The organism is Stutzerimonas stutzeri (assembly GCF_000952685.1).
Lineage (GTDB): Bacteria > Pseudomonadota > Gammaproteobacteria > Pseudomonadales > Pseudomonadaceae > Stutzerimonas > Stutzerimonas stutzeri_E.
Genome location: NZ_JYHV01000007.1, coordinates 75744 through 96224, shown reverse-complemented (window position 1 = coordinate 96224; position 20481 = coordinate 75744). Strand labels below are relative to the sequence as shown.

General features: G+C 63.9%; 23 protein-coding genes. 21 read left to right on the top strand and 2 right to left on the bottom strand.

Features of this window, described 5'->3' with window-relative positions; genetic code table 11:
- Positions 1–258 precede the first annotated feature (258 nt).
- The 21 genes from UF78_RS02635 (at position 259) to UF78_RS02540 (ending at position 17673) form a co-directional block, all read left to right on the top strand.
- Positions 259–978, top strand: coding sequence for a beta-ketoacyl synthase chain length factor (locus tag UF78_RS02635; RefSeq protein WP_045160575.1), 720 nt, complete (start codon positions 259–261; stop codon positions 976–978).
- Positions 954–1763: a lysophospholipid acyltransferase family protein gene (locus tag UF78_RS02630; RefSeq protein ID WP_045160515.1), complete on the top strand. Its 810-nt coding sequence runs from the start codon at positions 954–956 to the stop codon at positions 1761–1763. The genes UF78_RS02635 and UF78_RS02630 overlap by 25 nt, the downstream gene beginning before the upstream one ends.
- On the top strand, positions 1744–2007 hold the full coding sequence (locus tag UF78_RS02625; RefSeq protein WP_021207070.1) for a phosphopantetheine-binding protein: 264 nt from the start codon (positions 1744–1746) through the stop codon (positions 2005–2007). The genes UF78_RS02630 and UF78_RS02625 overlap by 20 nt, the downstream gene beginning before the upstream one ends.
- 13 nt (positions 2008–2020) lie before the next feature.
- On the top strand, positions 2021–2278 hold the full coding sequence (locus UF78_RS02620) for an acyl carrier protein (protein ID WP_021207071.1): 258 nt from the start codon (positions 2021–2023) through the stop codon (positions 2276–2278).
- A gap of 89 nt (positions 2279–2367) precedes the next feature.
- Positions 2368–2946, top strand: coding sequence for a membrane protein (locus tag UF78_RS02615; protein ID WP_045160514.1), 579 nt, complete (start codon positions 2368–2370; stop codon positions 2944–2946).
- Positions 2943–4622, top strand: a complete 1680-nt coding sequence (locus UF78_RS02610) for an acyl-CoA synthetase family protein (RefSeq protein ID WP_045160513.1) — start codon at positions 2943–2945, stop codon at positions 4620–4622. The genes UF78_RS02615 and UF78_RS02610 overlap by 4 nt, the downstream gene beginning before the upstream one ends.
- Positions 4619–5446: a glycosyltransferase family 2 protein gene (locus UF78_RS02605; RefSeq protein ID WP_080890536.1), complete on the top strand. Its 828-nt coding sequence runs from the start codon at positions 4619–4621 to the stop codon at positions 5444–5446. Before UF78_RS02610 ends, UF78_RS02605 begins: the two co-directional genes overlap by 4 nt.
- On the top strand, positions 5443–6381 hold the full coding sequence (locus UF78_RS02600; RefSeq protein ID WP_045160512.1) for a glycosyl transferase: 939 nt from the start codon (positions 5443–5445) through the stop codon (positions 6379–6381). Before UF78_RS02605 ends, UF78_RS02600 begins: the two co-directional genes overlap by 4 nt.
- Positions 6368–7906 carry an HAL/PAL/TAL family ammonia-lyase gene (locus tag UF78_RS02595; protein WP_045160511.1) on the top strand — a complete coding sequence of 513 codons (1539 nt, stop codon included), beginning with the start codon at positions 6368–6370 and terminating at the stop codon, positions 7904–7906. Before UF78_RS02600 ends, UF78_RS02595 begins: the two co-directional genes overlap by 14 nt.
- The gene (locus UF78_RS02590; RefSeq protein ID WP_045160510.1) at positions 7899–8324 is read left to right on the top strand and encodes an acyl-CoA thioesterase; all 426 of its coding nucleotides are present in this window, start codon (positions 7899–7901) and stop codon (positions 8322–8324) included. The genes UF78_RS02595 and UF78_RS02590 overlap by 8 nt, the downstream gene beginning before the upstream one ends.
- 35 nt (positions 8325–8359) lie before the next feature.
- Positions 8360–8935, top strand: a complete 576-nt coding sequence (locus tag UF78_RS02585; RefSeq protein ID WP_045160509.1) for an outer membrane lipoprotein carrier protein LolA — start codon at positions 8360–8362, stop codon at positions 8933–8935.
- Positions 8919–11258: an MMPL family transporter gene (locus UF78_RS02580; protein WP_045160508.1), complete on the top strand. Its 2340-nt coding sequence runs from the start codon at positions 8919–8921 to the stop codon at positions 11256–11258. The genes UF78_RS02585 and UF78_RS02580 overlap by 17 nt, the downstream gene beginning before the upstream one ends.
- On the top strand, positions 11252–11422 hold the full coding sequence (locus UF78_RS22820) for a hypothetical protein (protein WP_155397590.1): 171 nt from the start codon (positions 11252–11254) through the stop codon (positions 11420–11422). Before UF78_RS02580 ends, UF78_RS22820 begins: the two co-directional genes overlap by 7 nt.
- On the top strand, positions 11419–12660 hold the full coding sequence (locus UF78_RS02575) for an NAD(P)/FAD-dependent oxidoreductase (protein ID WP_045160507.1): 1242 nt from the start codon (positions 11419–11421) through the stop codon (positions 12658–12660). Before UF78_RS22820 ends, UF78_RS02575 begins: the two co-directional genes overlap by 4 nt.
- Before the next feature lie 10 nt (positions 12661–12670).
- The gene (locus tag UF78_RS02570) at positions 12671–13192 is read left to right on the top strand and encodes a DUF3261 domain-containing protein (protein WP_045160506.1); all 522 of its coding nucleotides are present in this window, start codon (positions 12671–12673) and stop codon (positions 13190–13192) included.
- Positions 13189–14376 (top strand): beta-ketoacyl-[acyl-carrier-protein] synthase family protein, encoded by a 1188-nt coding sequence (locus UF78_RS02565; RefSeq protein ID WP_045160505.1) that lies wholly within the window; start codon positions 13189–13191, stop codon positions 14374–14376. The genes UF78_RS02570 and UF78_RS02565 overlap by 4 nt, the downstream gene beginning before the upstream one ends.
- Complete coding sequence (locus UF78_RS02560) at positions 14373–14825, top strand: hotdog family protein (protein ID WP_045160504.1); 453 nt, start codon at positions 14373–14375, stop codon at positions 14823–14825. Before UF78_RS02565 ends, UF78_RS02560 begins: the two co-directional genes overlap by 4 nt.
- Entirely contained in the window at positions 14822–15550 is a 729-nt protein-coding gene (fabG, locus tag UF78_RS02555) for a 3-oxoacyl-ACP reductase FabG (RefSeq protein ID WP_045160503.1), read from the top strand. The genes UF78_RS02560 and fabG overlap by 4 nt, the downstream gene beginning before the upstream one ends.
- Positions 15550–16776, top strand: a complete 1227-nt coding sequence (locus UF78_RS02550) for a beta-ketoacyl-ACP synthase (protein ID WP_045160502.1) — start codon at positions 15550–15552, stop codon at positions 16774–16776. Before fabG ends, UF78_RS02550 begins: the two co-directional genes overlap by 1 nt.
- 30 nt (positions 16777–16806) lie before the next feature.
- The gene (locus UF78_RS02545; RefSeq protein WP_045160501.1) at positions 16807–17247 is read left to right on the top strand and encodes a hypothetical protein; all 441 of its coding nucleotides are present in this window, start codon (positions 16807–16809) and stop codon (positions 17245–17247) included.
- Between the two features lie 132 nt (positions 17248–17379).
- A complete protein-coding gene (locus tag UF78_RS02540) occupies positions 17380–17673 on the top strand; it encodes a hypothetical protein (RefSeq protein WP_045160500.1) in 294 nt (97 codons plus the stop codon).
- A gap of 62 nt (positions 17674–17735) precedes the next feature.
- Here the strand turns inward: UF78_RS02540 and hemE are convergent, their stop codons facing one another.
- Both hemE and UF78_RS02530 read right to left on the bottom strand, forming a co-directional pair.
- On the bottom strand, positions 17736–18800 hold the full coding sequence (gene hemE, locus UF78_RS02535) for a uroporphyrinogen decarboxylase (RefSeq protein ID WP_045160499.1): 1065 nt from the start codon (positions 18798–18800) through the stop codon (positions 17736–17738).
- A 208-nt stretch (positions 18801–19008) separates the two neighbouring features.
- A complete protein-coding gene (locus tag UF78_RS02530) occupies positions 19009–20427 on the bottom strand; it encodes an FAD-dependent oxidoreductase (RefSeq protein ID WP_045160498.1) in 1419 nt (472 codons plus the stop codon).
- Between the last annotated feature and the right edge of the window lie 54 nt (positions 20428–20481).

The following is a 20481-nucleotide window of genomic DNA, read 5'->3' as shown; positions in this document are numbered from 1 at the left end:
GAACCACCTAACGGTGCAAGTCCGATGCACCCTGCGTAACGGCGAAGGCACGTAAAACCAGCTACAGACCACAGGTTTGGCTTCTGGTTCCGGGAATGCAGCCTACCTCTTATCAGGATATTTCAAGCAACGTTTGCCTCAGCCCGATCACGATCGGATAATGCCGCCATTTTCACGGCAGACATTTACCGATAGTCGCTTTACAGGGACGTCGACACGCCAATAACAAGGCTCGAGGACGAGCCGGTGAGTTCACGCGTGATTCAATTCGATATCGATCAATGGCAGGCCTGGGCTCCAGGTCTGGCACTCGCTGATGACTGGGCGATTTGGGCTCGGGATTCATACGACCTCGAAAGCAGCGACGCACAGCCGGACGTCAGCTTCCTGCCCGCCATGCAACGTCGACGGCTCAGCCGATTGGCACGCATGGTGTTCGCCGTGGCTGCACCGCTGGCCGCCGGGCAGCCGCCGATGCCCATGGTGTATGCCTCGCGCCACGGAGAAACCGCACGCACTTTTGCCCTCCTCAATGATCTGGCAGGTGGCGAACCCCTTTCTCCCACTCAATTCAGCCTGTCGGTGCACAACGCGGTCATCGGCCTCTGGTCGATTCAACAGCAAGACACCAGCGAGATGACCGCGCTCGCCGCCGAAGGCGACGGCCTGGAACATGCAGTGCTCGAGGCGTCCATGCTGCTCGGCGAAGGCGCGCCGGCCGTGCTGGTGGTAGTTGCCGAAGACCAAACTCCCGCCGTCTATCGACCCTGGATCAGCGACGTCAGTTTTCCCTATGCCGTGGCGCTGTTGCTCAAGCCGGGCCGCTCTTGGCAATTGAGCCTCGAAGCCGCCGGTGACGACGCCACTCCGCGACCGCGACCGCACGCAATCGAGCTGGTCTGCGCACTGCTCAACGGCCAAGCCACCTTCAAACATCAATGGAAGAGACGCCAATGGAACTGGCAGCAGACTCATTGAACAAGCGTCCCAGCGCGCCATGGCTATGGCGTCTGATCGCGACCGGATTATCGTTCGCCCTGTTCGGTCTCGGCGGGCTCTGTCTGCGGCTACTCGTCTTTCCCTTGCTTGGCCTGCTGCCTGGCGATCACGCCACGCGCCGCCGTCGGGCACGTCAGACCGTGAGCCGGCTGTTCTGGCTATTCGTCCAGTTCATGTATCGCAGCGGCGTGCTGACCTACGAAGTCGAAGGCGCCGAGCGCCTCGGCCGCCCTGGACAGTTGGTGATCGCCAACCATCCGTCGCTGATCGACGTGGTGGTGCTGATCGCGCTGATCCGCGACGCCAATTGCGTAGTCAAGCAGAGCCTCTGGGACAACCCCTTCACTCGCGGGCCGATCCGTGCCTCGCGATACATCAGCAACAACGGCAGCGCCGAGATGCTCGATGAAGCCGCCGAAGCACTGCAACAGGGCCAGACGCTGATTATCTTTCCCGAAGGCACTCGCACCACGCCTGGGCAGGCACCGCAGTTCCATCGCGGCGCGGCATCCATCGCCCTGCGTGGCGCGCGCCTGGTGACACCCGTGGTCATCAGCGTGACGCCAACGACCCTGACCAAGGCCGAGCCCTGGTATCGCATTCCGGCAAGACGTTTTCACTTCCACCTGCGCGTCGGTGAGGATATCGACCCACAGGCCTTCGCCGCACAGGGAGCGGCGCCCATCGCCTCGCGGCGACTCAACGACCATCTGCACCGACACTTCATAAAGGAGCTCGCACTCGATGAGCCAACTGCAGCTTGAAATCAAGCAACTGATCATCGACGCCCTGGGTCTGGAAGACCTCGGCCCGAATGACATCGCGGCCGATCAGCCGCTCTTCGGCGAAGGGCTCGGGCTGGACTCGGTCGACGCGCTGGAACTGGGTCTGGCGATTCAAAAGCGCTTCGGCATCAAGATCGACGCCGACGCCAAGGACACCCGCAAGCATTTCGCCAGTGTCGACAGCCTGGCCGCCTACGTCAGCGCCAACCGCGCCGTAGCCTGAGGAGGAGCCCAACGTGAACAGTCGCAACGAGATCTTCCAGACCCTGCGCGATGCGCTGGTCGAACTCTTCGAACTCGACCCCGAGCGCATCAGCCTCGAAGCCAATCTGTATCAGGACTTGGAAATCGATAGCATCGATGCCGTCGACTTGATCGACCACATCAAGCGTCAGACCGGCAAGAAGATCGCCGCAGAAGAATTCAAGTCGGTACGCACCGTGGGTGATGTCGTCGAGGCGGTATATCGCCTGGTAAATCCACAAACGGCTTGAGCCGCACGGTCAAGGAAGCCAGCCGTCACCCGCCCATGCGGCCGGGCAACGGCTCCGATTCTGCCCAACGCGCAAACGGATAGCACAGGATGCAAGCACCCGTACGAACAGGCAAGGCGAACGCCAGCCGGCTGATTGCGCTCGGCCTGTTGCTGGCTGGCCTCGCCTATCCGTTCGCCGTGTACCTGGGTCTTGAGCATCTGTCGCCGCGACTGTTCGCCCTGCTGCTCGGCGCGCTGTGGCTGGCACGGATGTTCAGCGGCAAGCAAACGCCTCTGAACCGCACACTGGCAACCGCAGCCCTGCTGTTCTGCCTCTTGCTCGGATTAGCCGGCGAGCCTGCGCTGCTGCGCTGGTACCCGGTGCTGATCAGCCTAGCGCTGCTCGGCCTGTTTGCCGGCAGCCTCTGCTCCGGCATGCCGATCATCGAGCGTTTCGCACGGCTGAGCGAGCCGGAGCTTCCCCCTGCGGCGGTGCGCTACACGCGGCGGGTGACCTGGGTCTGGGTGGGATATTTCGTCGTCAACGCCAGCATCGCCAGCGGTCTAGCGCTCTGGGCGCCGCTGAGCTGGTGGACGCTGTACACCGGATTGATCGCCTATCTGCTGATGGGACTGCTCTTCACCGGTGAGTGGCTGGTACGCCAGCGCATCAGGAATGCTAAATGAACTGGATTTCCCTCGAACATCTGCTCGATCAAACGCCCAAGTCACGCCCGGTCACACTGGACCCCGGCTTGGACCATGCCGGGCTGCGACAGCAAGCGCTGCGCCTGGCCGCTGGGCTGCGTAACCGCGGTGTCGCCCGCCTTGCGATTCATCTGGAGGATGCGGGCGAGCTGGCCATTGCCCTGCTGGGCGCCTGGCGAGCCGGCGTGACGGTATTACTCCCGGCCGATCTGCAGCCCGCGAGCCGCGCGCGGCTGGCCCATCAGGCCGATCTCTGGTTGACGGATCAGGACGGCGACGCGCGGATTGCCGACCTCATGGCCGAGCCGCTCGAAGGGGCGAAGTTGGATCTGGATCAGTGTCGATTGCTGCTCTGCACCTCGGGCTCCAGCGGCGAACCGAAACTGATCGACAAGCGCCTGCGTCAGTTGGCGAACGAAGTGGAGGTACTCGAAGCCTGCTGGGGGGCCGATCTCGGCGATGCCTGCATGATTGCCAGTGTCGCCGCCCAGCATATCTACGGCCTGTTGTTCCGAGTGCTCTGGCCGCTGTGCGCCGGCCGGCCCTTTCTGCGCCGTGCGCGGCCCTTCTCCGAAGACATCCAACTGGCCAGCCGTCAGCACGCGAGCTTCTGTTGGGTGGCCAGCCCGGCGCTGCTCAAGCGGATGGGCGACAACCTCGACTGGCCAGCCCTGCGCAGCGTGCGAAGGGTTTTCTCCTCCGGCGGACCACTCGACGCGCAGGCCGCGCAGCGTTTGGAGCAGCGCCTCGGTCAAGCACCGACGGAAATCTACGGCAGCTCGGAGACCGGCGGCATCGCCTGGCGACAGGGAGGCAGCCTGTGGCAGCCATTCCCCGCCGTGCAGCTGAGTCTGGACGAACAAGGCGCGCTGCGCATCGCCTCACCCTGTCTGCCGCCAGGCCATGTCGAGCAGACGGCTGACGCGGCGCGTATCGAGTCCGATGGGCGCTTCGAACTGCTCGGCCGGCTGGACCGCATCGTCAAGCTGGAAGAGAAACGCGTCTCCCTGCCGATGCTGGAAGCGGCCCTGGCCACACACCCCTTCGTCAGTGAAGCGCGCCTCGGCGTGGTCGTCGACAACCGCGCGTACCTCGCGGCGCTGGTCGCCCTCAGCGAGGCCGGGCTGCATGCGCTGCGCAACGGCGGCCGCCGCGCCCTGACCGAGGCCCTGCGCAACCACCTGGCGAGTCACTGCGAGACGCTGGCGTTGCCGCGCCGCTGGCGACTGGTGCGACAGCTGCCCTACAACGCCCAAGGTAAGCTGCCGCAGGCGCAACTTGAAACGCTGCTGCAGGCGCCCCGCCCGCTGCAGCCCGAGCGCCTCGGCGTGTCCAGGCACGATGATCAGTGGCACGTCGAGCTGGGCGTACCGCTGGACCTGGCGCATTTCACCGGCCATTTCCCGCAGACGCCGGTGCTACCTGGAGTCGTGCAGATAGACTGGGCCATTGACCTAGCCCGCGAGCTGATCGACGACCTGCCGCCGCGCTTTCAGGGCATGGAAGTCCTCAAGTTCCAGCAACTCGCCCGCCCGGGCGATCAGCTGCAGCTGACCCTGCGCTTCGACCGCGAGCGCAGCAAGCTGCACTTCGCTTACCGCAACGGCGATGCACCCTGCTCGTCCGGCCGCATTCTGCTGGGAGAACACCCGTGACCACCCTCACCCCGATCGCACCCGCCACTGACGCCTCGCCCACGCGGCCAGGCGTCCATCAACAGCTGTCGCTGGCCGTAGATGACGACTGGTTCAAGCCCTGCGCGGTGGTACCGGTCTACAACCACGAGCGCAGCCTGCCGTCAGTGGTTCGCGCGCTGCTCGCCGAAGATTTGCACTGCGTGCTCGTCGACGATGCCTCCCGCCCCGCCGCGGCACAGGTCATCGACGAGCTGGCGCAGCATCCGTCGGTGCATCTGCTGCGGCACGACGAAAACCAGGGCAAGGGCGCGGCGGTGGCCTCCGGGTTGCGTGAAGCGTATCGCCTAGGCTTCAGCCACGCCCTGCAGGTCGATGCCGACGGTCAGCACGACCTGGAAGGCGTGGCGCTGTTTCTCGATCGCGCCAGCCAGGCCCCGGATGCGCTGGTCTGCGGCTACCCCGAGTACGATTCGAGCGTGCCGAAAAGTCGGCTCTACGGGCGCTATCTGACCCATGTATGGGTCTGGATCAACACCCTGTCGCTGTCGATTCGCGACTCCATGTGCGGCTTTCGTGTCTACCCGCTGCAGCCAACCCTGGCCCTGCTCGACTCGACCACGCTGGGCCAGCGCATGGATTTCGATACGGAAATCCTGGTGCGCCTGCACTGGCGTGAGCAACCGATGGTCTGGCTGCCGACGCGCGTGCATTATCCGGCCGATGGCATATCGCACTTCCGCCTGTGGCGCGACAACCTGCTGATCTCCTCCATGCATGCGCGGCTGTTCGGCGGCATGCTTCTGCGTGCGCCGGCCCTGCTCCGGCGTCGGTGGCGCGGGTGAGCGAGAAAGCCGTGGGCACCCACTGGGCGGCACATCGCGAACGCGGCAGCTTCGCCTTGATGAAGCTCACCGCGGCGGCCGTGCGCCTGCTCGGCCGACGTGTCATGGCGCCGCTGCTGTACCTGATCGTGCTGTATTTCTATCTGTTCGGCCGCAGCGCCCGGCAGAGCGCCTGGACCTATCAACGTCACCTCAGCGAGTGGAGCGGTCGCCGCGATCTGACACCCAACTGGCGCACCGTCTTCCGCCAATTCATCCTGTTCGCCGATGCTTTGCTGGACAAGCTCGACGCCTGGGGAGGCCGCCTCGGTCTCGACAGACTGGTATTGCACGACCCAATGAACCTGCACGCCGAGCTCGAAGCACCACGTGGCCAGCTGCTGGTCGGCTCGCATCTGGGCAATCTGGAAATCTGCCGGGCGCTGGCCGAGATGGGCCGCAAGGTGAAGATGAACGTGCTGGTGCATACACGCCATGCCGAGCGCTTCAACCGGTTACTGGACCAGTCGGGCGCAAGCCACCTGCGGCTGATCCAGGTCAGCGAGCTGGACCCGGCTATCATGATGGAACTGTCACGGCGGCTGGATGCCGGTGAATGGCTGGCGATCGCCGGTGATCGCGTGCCGCTGCACGGCACACGCATCGCGACTGCCGATTTTCTTGGCCAGCCGGCCCATTTCCCTCAGGGCCCCTGGTTGCTGGCCGGCCTACTGCAATGCCCGGCCAACCTGCTGTTCTGCCTGAAACACGGCGAGCAGTTCCATGTCCATCTGGAGCCTTTCGCCGAGCGCATCCATTGGCGCCGCGGCGAGCGTGACGCGGTGGTGCAGCAGTGGGTGCAGCGTTATGCCGATCGCCTGGCGGCACGCTGCCTGGAGGCCCCCTTGCAATGGTTCAATTTCTACCCTTTCTGGAATACCCATGAACGACGCTGAGCCCGTGATCTTTGGTGAAAACCACCTGCGCATCGAAGACCTGCTCGCCGTGGCCCAGCGCCGTGCGCCGGCGCGGCTGCAGGCCGATGCGGCCTTCCGTGAACGCATCGCGCGCGGCGCGCAATTCCTCGACACCCTGCTCGACCGGGAAGGCGTGATCTACGGCGTGACAACCGGCTACGGTGACTCCTGCGTCGTCGCCGTGCCGCTGCATCAGGTCGAAGCGCTGCCGCAGCACCTGTTCACCTTTCATGGCTGCGGCCTCGGCAAGCTGCTCGACGCCGAAGCCACCCGCGCAGTGCTGGCCGCGCGCCTGCGTTCGCTGACCCACGGGATGTCCGGGGTGCGCATCGAGCTGCTCGATCGCCTGCAGGCCTTCCTCGAATTCGACGTCCTGCCGCTGATCCCGGAGGAAGGCTCGGTGGGCGCCAGCGGCGATCTGACGCCGCTGTCGTACGTCGCCGCGGCGCTGGCCGGCGAGCGCGACGTGATGTTTGGCGGCGAACGCCGCAGCGCCGCCGAGGTGCATCGTCACCTTGGTTGGACACCGCTGACCCTGCGCCCGAAGGAAGCCCTCGCGCTGATGAACGGCACTGCAGTGATGACCGGCCTGGCCTGCCTCGCCTATGCCCGTGCCGACTACCTGTTGAAACTGGCCACCCGCATCACAGCGCTCAATGTCGTCGCGCTGGAAGGTAATCCCGAGCATTTCGATGAACGATTGTTCGCCGCCAAGCCGCACCCCGGGCAGACGCAGGTGGCCGCCTGGATTCGCCAGGACCTCGCCATCGAGGCGCCGACCGCACCGCTGCATCGCCTGCAGGACCGTTACTCGCTGCGCTGCGCACCGCACGTGCTGGGTGTTCTAGCCGACAGCCTGGGCCTGCTGCGGCAGTTCATCGAAACCGAACTGAACAGCGCCAACGACAACCCGATCATCGACGCGGACAACGAGCGCGTGCTTCACGGCGGGCATTTCTACGGCGGCCATATCGCCTTCGCCATGGACAGCCTGAAGAATCTGGTGGCGAACGTCGCCGATCTGCTCGATCGCCAGCTTGCCTTGCTGGTCGACAGTCGCTACAACCACGGCCTGCCGAGCAACCTCTCCGGCGCGCCCGCCGCCACGGCGATGATCAATCATGGTTTCAAGGCGGTGCAGATCGGCACCAGCGCCTGGGCCGCCGAGGCGCTGAAGAACAGCATGCCAGCCAGCGTCTTCTCGCGCTCCACCGAGTGCCATAACCAGGACAAGGTGAGCATGGGCACCATCGCCGCGCGCGATGCGCTGCGCAGCCTGGAACTGACCGAGCAGGTCGCCGCCGCCACGCTGATCGCCGCCAACCAAGGTGTCTGGCTGCGCCAACGGAGTCAGGGCACACGCCCCTTGCCCGCGCCGCTGCAGGCCATGCACGCCGCGTTGGGCGAGGATTTCCCGCCACTGATCGAGGACCGCGCGATGGAAGGCGAGCTGCGCCTGTGCCTGCAACGCATCCGTGCGCAACACTGGGGGCTCTATGCGTAAGGGCGGCGTGCTGCAAGCAGAGGTCGAGGTTCTGGTGCCCTTCTTCGACGTCGACTCGATGGACGTGGTCTGGCATGGCCATTACATCAAGTACTTCGAAGTCGCACGCTGCGCCCTGCTGGAGCGGATCGGACATAACTACACACAGATGCGCGACGCCGGTTATGCCTGGCCGATCATCGATGTCCAACTGCGCTACATACGTGGCGCCCGCTTCAACCAGCGCATCGTCGTTCGTGCCGATCTGGTGGAATGGGAGAACCGGCTGAAGATCAATTACCTGATCAGCGATGCCGAGACCGGTGAGCGCATGACCCGCGGCAGCACCGTGCAGGTCGCGGTGGAGATCGCCAGTCGCGAGATGCTGCTGGCGTCGCCTATCGTCTTCGTCGACGCCGTGGAGCGAGCCCTATCGTGATCCGACTGTCCAGGCGCCTTGCGAGTCTCTTAACCATGAGCCTGCTGCTGGCGGCGGTCGCGCGCGCCGACACCTTCGATCTGACGCAACTCAGCCGCCAATTGAGTGAGCCCGAAGTCATTCGCGGCAACTTCACCCAGGAGAAATACCTGCGCGCGCTGCCCCAGCCGCTCGTCAGTACCGGTGCCTTTGTTCTGGCGCGTGACCACGGCCTGCTCTGGTTCTTGCGCGAACCGCTGCAGCAGGACTACCGCATCAGCGCTTCGGGGGTTGCCCGACGCGACGCCAGCGGCTGGCACTCGACCCATCAACAGGGCGCCGCCGCGCGTCAGAACGATCTGTTCCTCGCCGTGCTGCGAGGTGACACAGAGGCCCTGCAACGCGACTTCGAGCTGGAGCTCAGCGGCACCGCGGACAACTGGGCGCTGTCACTAACCCCTCGATCGAAACTGCTAGGGCAGATTTTCGCCCGCATTCTCATTCAAGGCGGCCCGACGGCCGAACGCATCGAGCTGCTCGAAACCCAGGGCGACAGCACCCTGCTGTTGCTGACCGACAGCCAGGTCGACGAACAGTTGAGCCCCAGCGAGCAACATGATTTCGCCGACTGACAAAGCGCTCAGGCTCCCGGCCTGGCTTTCCTGGCTGTTCTTCATCGCACTGCTCGGGCTGGTGGCGCTGACCGCATGGCAATGGCGCGGCGGCCCGCCGGTCACGGCCAACCTGCTGAAACTGCTGCCCAGCAGCGCACCCGGCGAACTGGAGCAACTGGCCGAGCAACGGGTACAGCAACCATTGAACCGCGATTTGATGGTGCTGATTCATCATGCGGATGAAGCGACGGCCTTCGCGCTGGCCGATGAAGTCGCCGACAACCTCCGAGGCAGCGGCCTGTTCGCCCAGGTTCGCCGCTCGGTGCAAGCCGACCTGCCGGCGGTGCGTCAGCAGTTGCTCGATCAGCGCTTGGCACTGCTCGATCGGGCAAGTCGAGAAGCCTTCATCGCCTCGCCCGAGGACTTCGTTCAAGGGCGGCTGCAACGCCTTTACAGCCCATTCGAAAGTACCAGCCTGGTGCCGGTCGAGCAGGACTGGTTCGGTTTCGCCGATCTGGCGCAGCGACAACTGCCGCAACCGGGCCATATCCATCCACGTCTCGATGGCCTACTGGTGGCCGAACATCATGGCCAGCGCTGGGCGGTGATTCACGCGCAGACCCACGGTGATGCCTTTGACGATCAGTTGCCTCTGCTGGTGGACGATCAGATTCGCGCTGCACACCATCGGGTAGAGACCGAACAAGGCGAACTGCTCGCCGCTGGCGGCATGCTGCATGCCGCGTATGGCCAGCGCCAGGCACGTGAGGAAGCCAGCCTGATCGGCAGCGTTTCGCTCGTCGCCACACTGGCGGTGCTGCATTTGCTGTTCCGTACGCCGCGTGTCCTGCTGGTGGCATTGCCCGTGGTGGTCGGCGCACTGAGCGGTGCTGCCGCATGCATTGCATTGTTCGGTCAGATCCATGTGTTGACGCTGGTACTCGGCGCCAGTCTGGTCGGGGTCAGCATCGATTTTCCGCTGCACTACCTCTCCAAGAGCTGGACCCTGCGGCCATGGCACGCCTATCGGGCTCTGCGCTTGACGCTCCCTGGCCTGGCGCTGGCGCTGGCGACCAATGTCATCGGTTACCTGGCCATGGGCTTCACCCCGTTCCCGGCGCTGAGCCAGGTGGCGGTGTTTTCCGCGGCGGGCCTGCTCGGCGCCTTCGCCTGTGCGACCTGCCTGTTGCCCTCGCTGCTGAACGCGCCGCTGCGCCCCTGGGCCGCTCCGCTGGGCTGGGCTCAGCGTGGATTGACGCTGCGCAGGGCATTGCTGCGCCGGGTTCCCTCGACCTGGCTGCTGGCCGGCTTCGTGCTGTTCTGCATTGGCGGCATCAGCCAGCTGTCCTTCAAGGATGACCTGCGCCAGTGGGTCAGCCGCGCGCCCGCGCTGCAGCAGCAGGCCGAACGTATCGGCGCGATCACGGGGTTCGAGCCGACCAGCCAGTATTTTCTGGTGCGCGCGGCAACGCCCGATGAGTTGCTGGAGCGCCAGGACGAACTCGCCGCGCGGCTCGATGACCTGGTGGCGGAGCAGAAACTGCACGGCTATCTCGCGCTGAGCCAGTTGGTCGCCTCGACGACCGTCCAGGAAAGTCTGCATCTCGCGCTGCCGCGTTTGCTGGAAGCCAGCCAACCCCTGCTGAAACTCGGTGTCACCGCCGACATCCTGGAAAAGGAACTCGCCGACCTGCTGGCGCAACCCGTGATCGGTCTCGAGGATGTATTGGCCGGGCCACTTGCCGAACCCTGGCGCCCCTTGTGGCTGGGCACCCGAAGTGACGGCTCGGTCGCCGGCCTGGTCAGCCTGCAAGGGCTTCGCGACAGCTCGGCGCTGCACGGTCTGGCCGAAGGCATCGGCGGGGTCAGCCTGGTCGACCGGCCAGCGGAGCTGAACCGCCTTTTTGCCGAGACCCAGCGCCAGGCTGCGTTGCTCAAACTCTGCGCCGCCGTGCTCATTTTCGCCCTGCTGTGTCTGCCGTTCGGCTGGCGCGGTGCGTTGCGCTGTCTGGCCGTGCCGCTGCTGGCGGCGCTCGGCAGCCTGGCGTGCCTGGGCTGGCTGGGTCAGCCGTTGACCCTGTTCGGCCTGTTCGGCTTGTTGCTGGTCACCGCGATCGGCGTGGACTACGCCATCCTCATGCGCGAGCGAATCGGCGGCGCCGCGGTGAGTCTGGTCGGTACCCTGCTGGCGGCGGTAACCACCTGGCTGTCGTTCGGCCTGCTGGCCCTGTCGAGCACCCCCGCGGTAAGTAACTTCGGTCTGGCGGTGGGGCTCGGCCTGGTGTTCGCCTTCGCTTTAGCGCCCTGGGCCGCCGAGCCGGGCACGGAGGCCAGATGTTGATCGAACAACAACTAGCGCTGGCGCAGCTTTCACGAATTGTTGCGTCGACGCCTCAGCGGGCTGAGCGCCACCCCGACTTATTGGCAACAGATATTCCGTCCTGGCCGCCGGGCACGCCTGCTAGCCATCCATTCCATCCCGTCGAACAAGGAAGGTCTAAGTGAACTCAGAACACCGTAGCGTCGTCATCATCGGCGCGGGGCCTTCCGGCGCTATCGCCGCCGCCCTGCTCAAGCGCAAGGGCCATGACGTCTTGATCATCGAGCGGCAGCGGTTTCCGCGCTTTTCCATCGGCGAAAGCCTGCTGTCGCATTGCCTGGATTTCATCGAGGAAGCCGGCATGCTCGAAGCGGTACAGGCCGCCGGCTTTCAGACCAAGCACGGCGCGGCCTTCGGCTGGGGCGAGCGCTACACCGAATTCGACTTCCGTGACAAATTCACCGAAGGCCACGGCAGCACCTATCAGGTTCAACGCGCCGATTTCGACAAGCTGCTGGCCGACCAGGCTGAATCGCAGGGTGTAGAGATCCGCTACGAGGAGGAAATCACCACCGCCGACTTCGATGGCTCGCGCCCGCGTCTGCAGGTGCGTCGGCTGGACGGCAGCGAATATGCCATCGAAGCGGACTTCGTTCTCGACGCCAGCGGCTACGGTCGCGTGCTGCCGCGTCTGCTCGAGCTGGAGGCACCGTCGAGCTTTCCGCTGCGTCGTGCCGTGTTCACCCACATCCAGGACAATATCGACGATCCGCGGTTCGATCGGGAAAAAATCCTCATTACCACCCATCCCGAGCTGCGTGACGTTTGGTTCTGGACTATCCCATTCAGTAACGGCCGCTGTTCCCTGGGTGTCGTCGCCAGCGCCGAACGCTACGAAGGGCGTCCGTTGGATCTGGACGCATGCCTCAGAGAATTCGTGCTGGAGGCGCCCAACCTCAAGCGCATCCTCCAGCACGCCGAGTGGGACACCCCGGCACGGCTGATCGGCGGCTATTCGGCGAACGTCAAGGCACTGCACGGTCCGGGCTTCGCCCTGCTGGGCAATGCGGCGGAATTCCTCGACCCAGTGTTCTCTTCCGGTGTCACCATCGCGATGCGCTCGGCGAGCATGGCGGCCGCCGTTCTGCATCGCCAATTGACGGGCGAAGCGGTGGATTGGGAAACCGAATTCGCCGCACCGCTCAAGCGAGGCGTGGACACCTTCCGAACCTATGTCGAGGGCTGGTACGACAGTAGTTTCCAGAACGTAATCTATTACGAACACGCCCAGCCGGAGATTCGCAGGATGATCAGCTCGATCCTCGCCGGCTACGCCTGGGACACCGCTAACCCCTATGTCGCTGAACCCAAACGCCGCTTGCGGGTGCTGGCCGAGCTGTGCGGCCCCTCGGTGCCGGCGTGAGTTGTCCGGCATGATCGCAAGACATACACCGCACCTGGCCTGGCTCGCGTTGCTGCTGATGCTCGGCGCCTGCGCCCAGCATCTGCCATTGCCGACACATACGGCGCAGCTAACGTTGCCGATGCAGTTGCATATCCAGCGCCGGAGTGCGGACGAGACACGCGACTGGCTGTTGGTCATCCAGCGGGAAGGCACCGCCGTGCGCTGGTCACTGCTCGATCCGCTGGGCGTTCCGCTGGCGCGCCAGCTGCTGCGCGATGGTCACTGGCAGGCGGACGGCCTGCTGCCACCTAACCCCGAAGCACGCGAGCTCTTCGCGGCATTGCTGTTCGCGCTGAGCCCAGCCGAGCAGATGGATGAGCTCTACGCCGATACACGCTGGACTCAGCAGTCGGACGGGCGATCACTCACAGCCGACGGGGCCGCCTGGCAGGTTCGGTATTTGAAGAAGGGCCGTTTCGAACTCGACGTCGGGCCGAGGCTGTCCTATGGTGTCGCCCCCATCGCGCCTGCCGGAGCCCGCCAGCAATGACTGCCTACCTGAATGCCCTGGGGTTGGTCTGCGCGCTGGGTCGCGGCAAGGCTGAGGTAGCCCGGCGCCTGCTGGACGGTGACGGTTCGGGCATGCAGCCCTATGCGCAAGCGGTCGTCGGCCGCCAGCTGCCGGTCGGCGCGGTCACTGGCGAACTGCCCACTCTCACCGACACTCCGCTGCGTCACACCACGCGCAACAATCAGCTGCTACTCGCGGCGGTCGAGCAGATCGAAGCCGAGCTGCATGAGGCCGTTGCCCGCTTCGGCCCATCCCGCATCGGCGTGGTAATGGGTACCAGCACCACCGGCATTCAGGAAGCCACTCAGGGCATCACCGGCCTGGTGCGTCACGGGCAGCTACCGGCCAGCTATCACTACGGTCATCAGGAGCTTTGTGCTCCCGCCAGCTTTCTCAGCGAGCGGCTGCAGCTGAGCGGTCCGAGTTATTCGATCTCCACCGCCTGCACTTCGAGCGCTCGAGCGTTGCTCAGTGCCAAGCGGCTATTGGATATGGGCATTTGCGATGCGGTGATCTGTGGCGGCGTTGATAGTCTTTGCGATCTGACGCTACAGGGTTTCAGCGCCCTGGAAGCGACCAGCGAGCGCATCTGCAATCCGTTTTCGATCAACCGCGACGGTATCAATATCGGCGAGGCCGCCGCGCTCTTCCTGATGACCCGCGACCCGGCGCCGATCGCCCTGCTCGGCGGTGGTGCCAGTTCCGATGCACACCATATTTCTGCCCCTGACCCGCAGGGCCTGGGCGCCATCGAAGCGATGCGCAAGGCGCTCTCATCGACGGCAACCCAAGCGGAGCAAATCAGCTATCTGAACCTTCACGGCACCGCCACCTGGCACAACGACGCCATGGAAAGCCTGGCAGTCGCCGCGGTGTTTCCGGCTGGCGTGGCCTGTTCGTCGAGCAAGCCGCTGACCGGACACACTCTGGGCGCCGCCGGTGCGCTGGAAGCCGCGTTCTGCTGGCTGACCCTGTCCGAGCACAACGCTGCCCAACGGCTGCCACCGCATCGCTGGGACGGCCAGCGAGATGCCGACCTGCCACGCCTGGATCTGATCGCTGCCGGCACGACGATGGCGGCGGCAGGCCCACGTCGCATGATGAGCAACTCCTTCGCCTTCGGCGGCAACAACATCAGCTTGATCCTGGGAGACGCGCCATGATCGATTGGCCAGTAGCCGAATTGATACCCCATGCGGGAGACATGATCCTGCTCGATGCGGTCGAGGCATTCGACGCGGACAGCATCGATGCTCATTTGAAGGTGAGGCCCGGCGGACTGTACAACCTGCCCGACGGCAGCCTGCCCGCCTGGGTGGGTATCGAAATCATGGCGCAGACGGTCGCCGCGTTCGCCGGTTGCCAGGCACGTCAGGCCGGGCTGCCGGTGGAGCTGGGCTTTCTGCTCGGCACCCGCCGCTTTCAATGCGATGTCGAGCGATTTCCTGTTGGCACTGCGCTGCGCATTCGCGCGCTGCGCTCGCTGCAGGACGACAACGGCATGGGCGTGTTCGAATGCCATCTCGACGGGCCCGGCATCCATGCCGAGGCGCGTCTCAACGTTTTTCGCCCGCCTGAAGTGGCGAGCTACCTTCAAGAGCCCAGCCCATGAGTAACAGTATCCTCATCACCGGCTCCAGCCGAGGCATTGGCCGCGCCATCGCCTTGCGCCTGGCCCGTAGCGGTCACGATATCGTTCTGCATTGCCGCACTCGACGGGACGAGGCAGAGGCCGTCCAGGCAGAGATCCAGGATATGGGTCGCCAGGCGCGCATCCTGCAGTTCGATATCGCCGATCGCGCTCAATGCCGCACGCAGCTGGAAGCCGATATCGAAGCGCACGGTGCCTATTACGGCGTGGTCTGCAACGCCGGTCTCACTCGCGACGGCGCGTTTCCGGCGCTGACCGAGGATGACTGGGATCTGGTCATGCGCACCAACCTGGATGGCTTCTACAATGTTCTGCAGCCGCTGACGATGCCGATGATTCGTCGTCGCCAACCGGGGCGAATCGTCTGCATCACCTCAGTGTCGGGGCTGATCGGCAATCGCGGCCAGGTCAACTACAGCGCCTCCAAGGCCGGCGTGATCGGCGCCGCCAAGGCGCTCGCCGTCGAGCTCGGTAAACGACGTATCACCGTCAACTGCGTCGCACCGGGACTGATCGATACGGATATGCTCAACGACGATCTGCCTATCGAGGAAATGCTCAAGATGATTCCCGCTCAACGCATGGGCACGCCCGAAGAAGTCGCCGGCGCGGTGAATTTCCTCATGTCGGAAGAAGCCAGCTACATCACCCGTCAGGTTCTGGCGGTCAACGGCGGGCTGTGCTGATGAAACGCGTCGTCGTCACCGGCATGGCTGGTATTACATCACTGGGCAGCGACTGGGCGTCCATCGAGACAAACTTCAGCGGCAACCGCAGCGGCATCCGCTACATGCACGAATGGGATCGCTTCACCGAACTCAACACCCGCCTGGCCGGGCCAGTGGATGATTTCGTCGTGCCCAGCCACTGGACGCGCAAACAGCTGCGCAGCATGGGTCGAGTCTCTCGGCTGTCGGTAAAGGCCGCCGAGCAGGCACTCGAACATGCGGGCCTGCTTGATGATGCATCGATCCGCGACGGTCGCATGGGCGTCGCATGTGGCTCGTCCACCGGCAGCACAGAAGAGATCAAAGCCTTCGGCAATATGCTACTCAACTCCGTGGCCGACGGACTGAACGCCAACTCCTACATCCGCATGATGCCGCACACCACAGCGGCGAATATCAGCATCTTCTTCGGACTTACCGGTCGGGTGATCCCCACCTCCAGCGCCTGTACCAGTGGCAGCCAGGGCATCGGCTATGCCTACGAGGCGATCAAGTTCGGCCGATTGCCGATGATGCTCGCCGGTGGCGCCGAAGAGCTGTGTGCCACCGAGGCCATGGTATTCGACGCACTCTATGCGACCAGCCTGAAGAATGATGCACCGCATACCACACCGCGTCCCTATGACGCCGACCGCGACGGCCTGGTGATTGGTGAGGGCGCCGGCATGTTGGTGCTCGAAGAGCTCGAACACGCGCTCGCCCGCGGTGCCACCATCCACGCCGAACTGGTGGGGTTCGGCAGTAATGCCGACGGCCAGCACGCGACCAAGCCCGAACAGCTGACCATGCGCCGCGCCATGGAGCTCGCCCTGGAAGATGCCCGCTTGCAGCCCGAAGCCATTGGCTACGTCAACGGCCACGGCACCGCCACCGAACAGGGCGACATCGCCGAGACCCTGGCCACGCAAGCCTTGTTTGGTTCAGCCATGCCGATCAGCTCGCAAAAGAGTTTCTTCGGCCACACTCTGGGCGCCTGTGGCGCGCTGGAGTCCTGGTTCAGCATCGAAATGATGAACCGCGACCGCTATATCCATACGCTCAATCTGGATAGCATCGATCCGCGCTGCGGCGAGCTGGATTACCTCGTCGGGGCGCCACGTTCGATGCAACATGAATTCGTCATGAACAACAATTTCGCCTTTGGCGGCATAAACACCTCGTTGATATTCCGCCGCTGGGCCTGAATCCCCCCAAAACACCGCAAGGAGAATGCAATGAAGAAAAACACATGGATTGGCGTTGCACTGGTGCTCTGTGCTTTGCCAGGAATCAGCCAGGCCCGCGACACCACCCATTACCTGCCATTCGATCAGGTGGTGGCCGAAGCCACCGCCTCCGGCAAGCTGGACGGCAGCGTGAAGTTCTACCTCGCAGGCAAGACCCCCAAGGGCGCGCAGATCATTCGCAGCGGCGTGACCACCAGCAAGAAGACCAATGCCTTCAACAAGACTGACGAAGGTGCGTGCAGCTGGGCTCTGCAATCGGCGCTGATTGGCATGCAGCAGGCGGCCAAGGCTGCCGGCGCCAACGCCGTGGTGGACATCGCCAGCAACTACAAGCACGTCGAGTACAAAGACAGCCAGAACTACGAATGCCACGCCGGCGCGATCATGGCAGGCGTCGCGCTCAAGGGCGACCTGGCGAAGATCAAGTAACGCACCGGGGCGCTCGGTTACGCCGGGCGCCCCCAATCGCCCACCGAGGTCCCCTCCGTCGCCTTTTGCCGAACGAATAACTGGACCCGCGAGTCAACAGAGCAGACCTTTCCACCCTCGAAGGAGCTGCCCATGTTCGACAAGTCATCGCACAAGTTCGAAATCAACTACATCTTTCAGAACGATCCGCGCGTGCAGATCATCGAGTCGGATGATGAGCGCATGTCACAGGGCAGCGCCGCCCGGCACCTGATCGAGCTGCATAATGGCGATGCCGAGAACAGCCTGGTGATGCCCGAAGCGGGCGCCGATGAGGCCAAGGTGCTGGAGCAGGCCGAGGTGATCGGCATCACCGATATTCGCGTGACCAAACTGGTTCATGAACATAAGCCAGGCACCACACCCGGGCATTATCAACAGCCCTGAACGGGCAGCCCCAAACGAAAAGAGCCGCAACAAGCGGCTCTTTTCTTTCCTGGAGGACTCTATCAACCGTGATAGCGAGCCGACAGTTCGTGCACCGACTCGATGAAGGCGCCGGCGTTGGCCGGATCGACCTCCGGGGTGATGCCATGGCCCAGATTGAACACATGGCCTTCGCCTGGGCCAAAGCTCGCGAGGATGCGCCCAACCTCGGCACGGATCGCCTCCGGCTTGGCAAACAGCACACTGGGATCCATGTTGCCCTGTAATGCGACCTTGTCACCAACACGAGCACGCGCGGCACCGATGTCGCATGTCCAATCGAGGCCCAGGGCCTCGGCGCCGCTCTCGGCCATCGACTCGAGCCAGAGCCCGCCACCCTTGGTGAAGAGGATCACCGGCACACGGCGGCCGTCGTGCTCACGAATCAGCCCATCGACGATCTTCTGCATATAGGCCAGGGAAAATTCCTGGTACGCCGCCGCCGACAGGCTGCCACCCCAGGAATCGAAGATCTGCACCGCCTGGGCACCGGCCAGGATCTGCCCGTTGAGGTAGCTGGTCACCGATTGCGCCAGCTTGTCGAGCAGCGCATGCATGGCCTGCGGGTTTTCGTAAAGCATGGCCTTGGATTTGCGAAAATCTTTCGAGGAGCCGCCTTCGACCATGTAGGTCGCCAGGGTCCAGGGGCTGCCAGAGAAGCCAATCAGCGGCACGCGGCCGTTCAGCTCACGGCGAATGGTACGCACCGCATTCATCACGTAGCCCAGGTCCTTTTCCGGGTCTGGTATCGGTAGCGCCTCGATGTCAGCCATACTGCTGACAACCTTCTTGAAGCGCGGCCCTTCGCCGGTCTCGAAATACAGGCCCAAGCCCATGGCATCCGGCACGGTGAGGATGTCGGAAAACAGGATAGCGGCATCCAGCGGATAACGCTCCAGCGGCTGCAAAGTGACTTCGCAGGCCAGCTCCGGGTTCATGCACAGGCTCATGAAGTCGCCCGCCTTGCTGCGGCTGGCCCGGTATTCCGGCAGGTAGCGTCCGGCCTGACGCATCATCCACACCGGGGTGACGTCGACAGGTTGCTTGAGCAGGGCGCGAAGGAAGCGATCGTTCTTCAAGGCAGTCATGTCTGGGTTCCAGCAAAAGAGTGGCGGCATTGTCGCAAAGCGGAAAACAAAAGGCACGGCGAGCGCCGTGCCTTTTATCCATGGGCTTGATTCTGATCAGGCTTTGACGGGCGTCCGGGCTGGCAAGCCAGTCGTAGGGTGGATGACGCTTTCTCCATCCACCTTAAGACTGCTCGGTGATTGCAGAGCCTCGACCCACCCGGCGAAATCAAACGTCCAGATAGTCCAGAATACCTTCTGCCGCCTGGCGGCCTTCGAAGATCGCGGTCACCACCAGATCGGAGCCGCGCACCATATCGCCACCCGCGAAGATTTTCGGGTTGCTGGTCTGGTGCTTGAATTGACCCATTTCCGGCGCGACGACACGCCCCTGATTGTCGGTCTGGATGTTCTGGCCTTCGAACCACTCGGCCGGACTCGGACGGAAACCGAAGGCGATGACCACCGCATCGGCCGGCAGCACTTCCTCGGAGCCCGGGATCGGCTCGGGGCTGCGCCGGCCACGCGCATCCGGCGCACCGAGACGGGTCTCGACCACCTTGACGCCTTCGACCTTGCCCTCGCCGACAATGGCAATGGGCTGGCGGTTGAAGAGGAACTTAACGCCTTCTTCCTTGGCGTTCTTCACTTCCTTGCGCGAACCCGGCATGTTCGCTGCGTCACGCCGGTAGGCACAGGTCACGCTCTTGGCGCCCTGGCGAATCGAGGTGCGGTTGCAGTCCATGGCCGTGTCGCCACCGCCGAGCACAACGACCTTCTTACCCTTCATGTCGACGAAGTCTTCCGGCGATTTCTCGAAGCCGAGGTTGCGGTTGACGTTGGCGATCAGGAAGTCCAGCGCATCGTGCACGCCCGGCAGGTCTTCGCCCGGGAAGCCGCCCTTCATGTAGGTATAGGTGCCCATGCCCATGAACACCGCGTCATAGTCGGCCAGCAGCTGGTCGATGGTCACGTCCTTACCGACTTCGGTGTTCAGGCGGAACTCGATACCCATCCCGGTGAAAATCTCACGGCGACGGCTGAGAACGCTTTTCTCCAACTTGAACTCGGGAATACCGAAGGTCAGCAAGCCGCCGATTTCCGGATTCTTGTCGAAGACCACCGGGGTAACCCCGCTGCGCACCAGCACGTCGGCGCAACCGAGACCGGCCGGGCCGGCACCGATGATCGCGACCTTCTTGCCGGTCGGCTTGACCTTGGACATGTCAGGGCGCCAGCCCATGGCGAACGCGGTGTCGGCAATGTATTTCTCCACCGAGCCGATGGTGACCGCGCCAAAACCATCATTGAGCGTACAGGCACCCTCGCACAGACGATCCTGCGGGCAGACGCGCCCGCAGACTTCCGGCAGGGTATTGGTCTGATGCGCCAGTTCGGCGGCGGCGAGAATGTTGCCCTCGGAGACCAGCTTGAGCCAGTTGGGAATGTAGTTGTGAACCGGGCACTTCCACTCGCAATAAGGGTTGCCGCAACCCAGGCAGCGATGGGCCTGCTCGCAGGCCTGTTGCGGCTTGAAGGGTTCGTAGATTTCGACGAACTCCTTCTTACGCTGGCGCAGCAGCTTCTTTTTCGGATCCTTGCGCCCGACTTCGATGAACTGGAAGTCGTTATTCAGACGTTCAGTCATTTCAAAACCTCTTAGCGGCAGCCGCAAGCCCAAGGCTGCTAGCTGCATGACAAT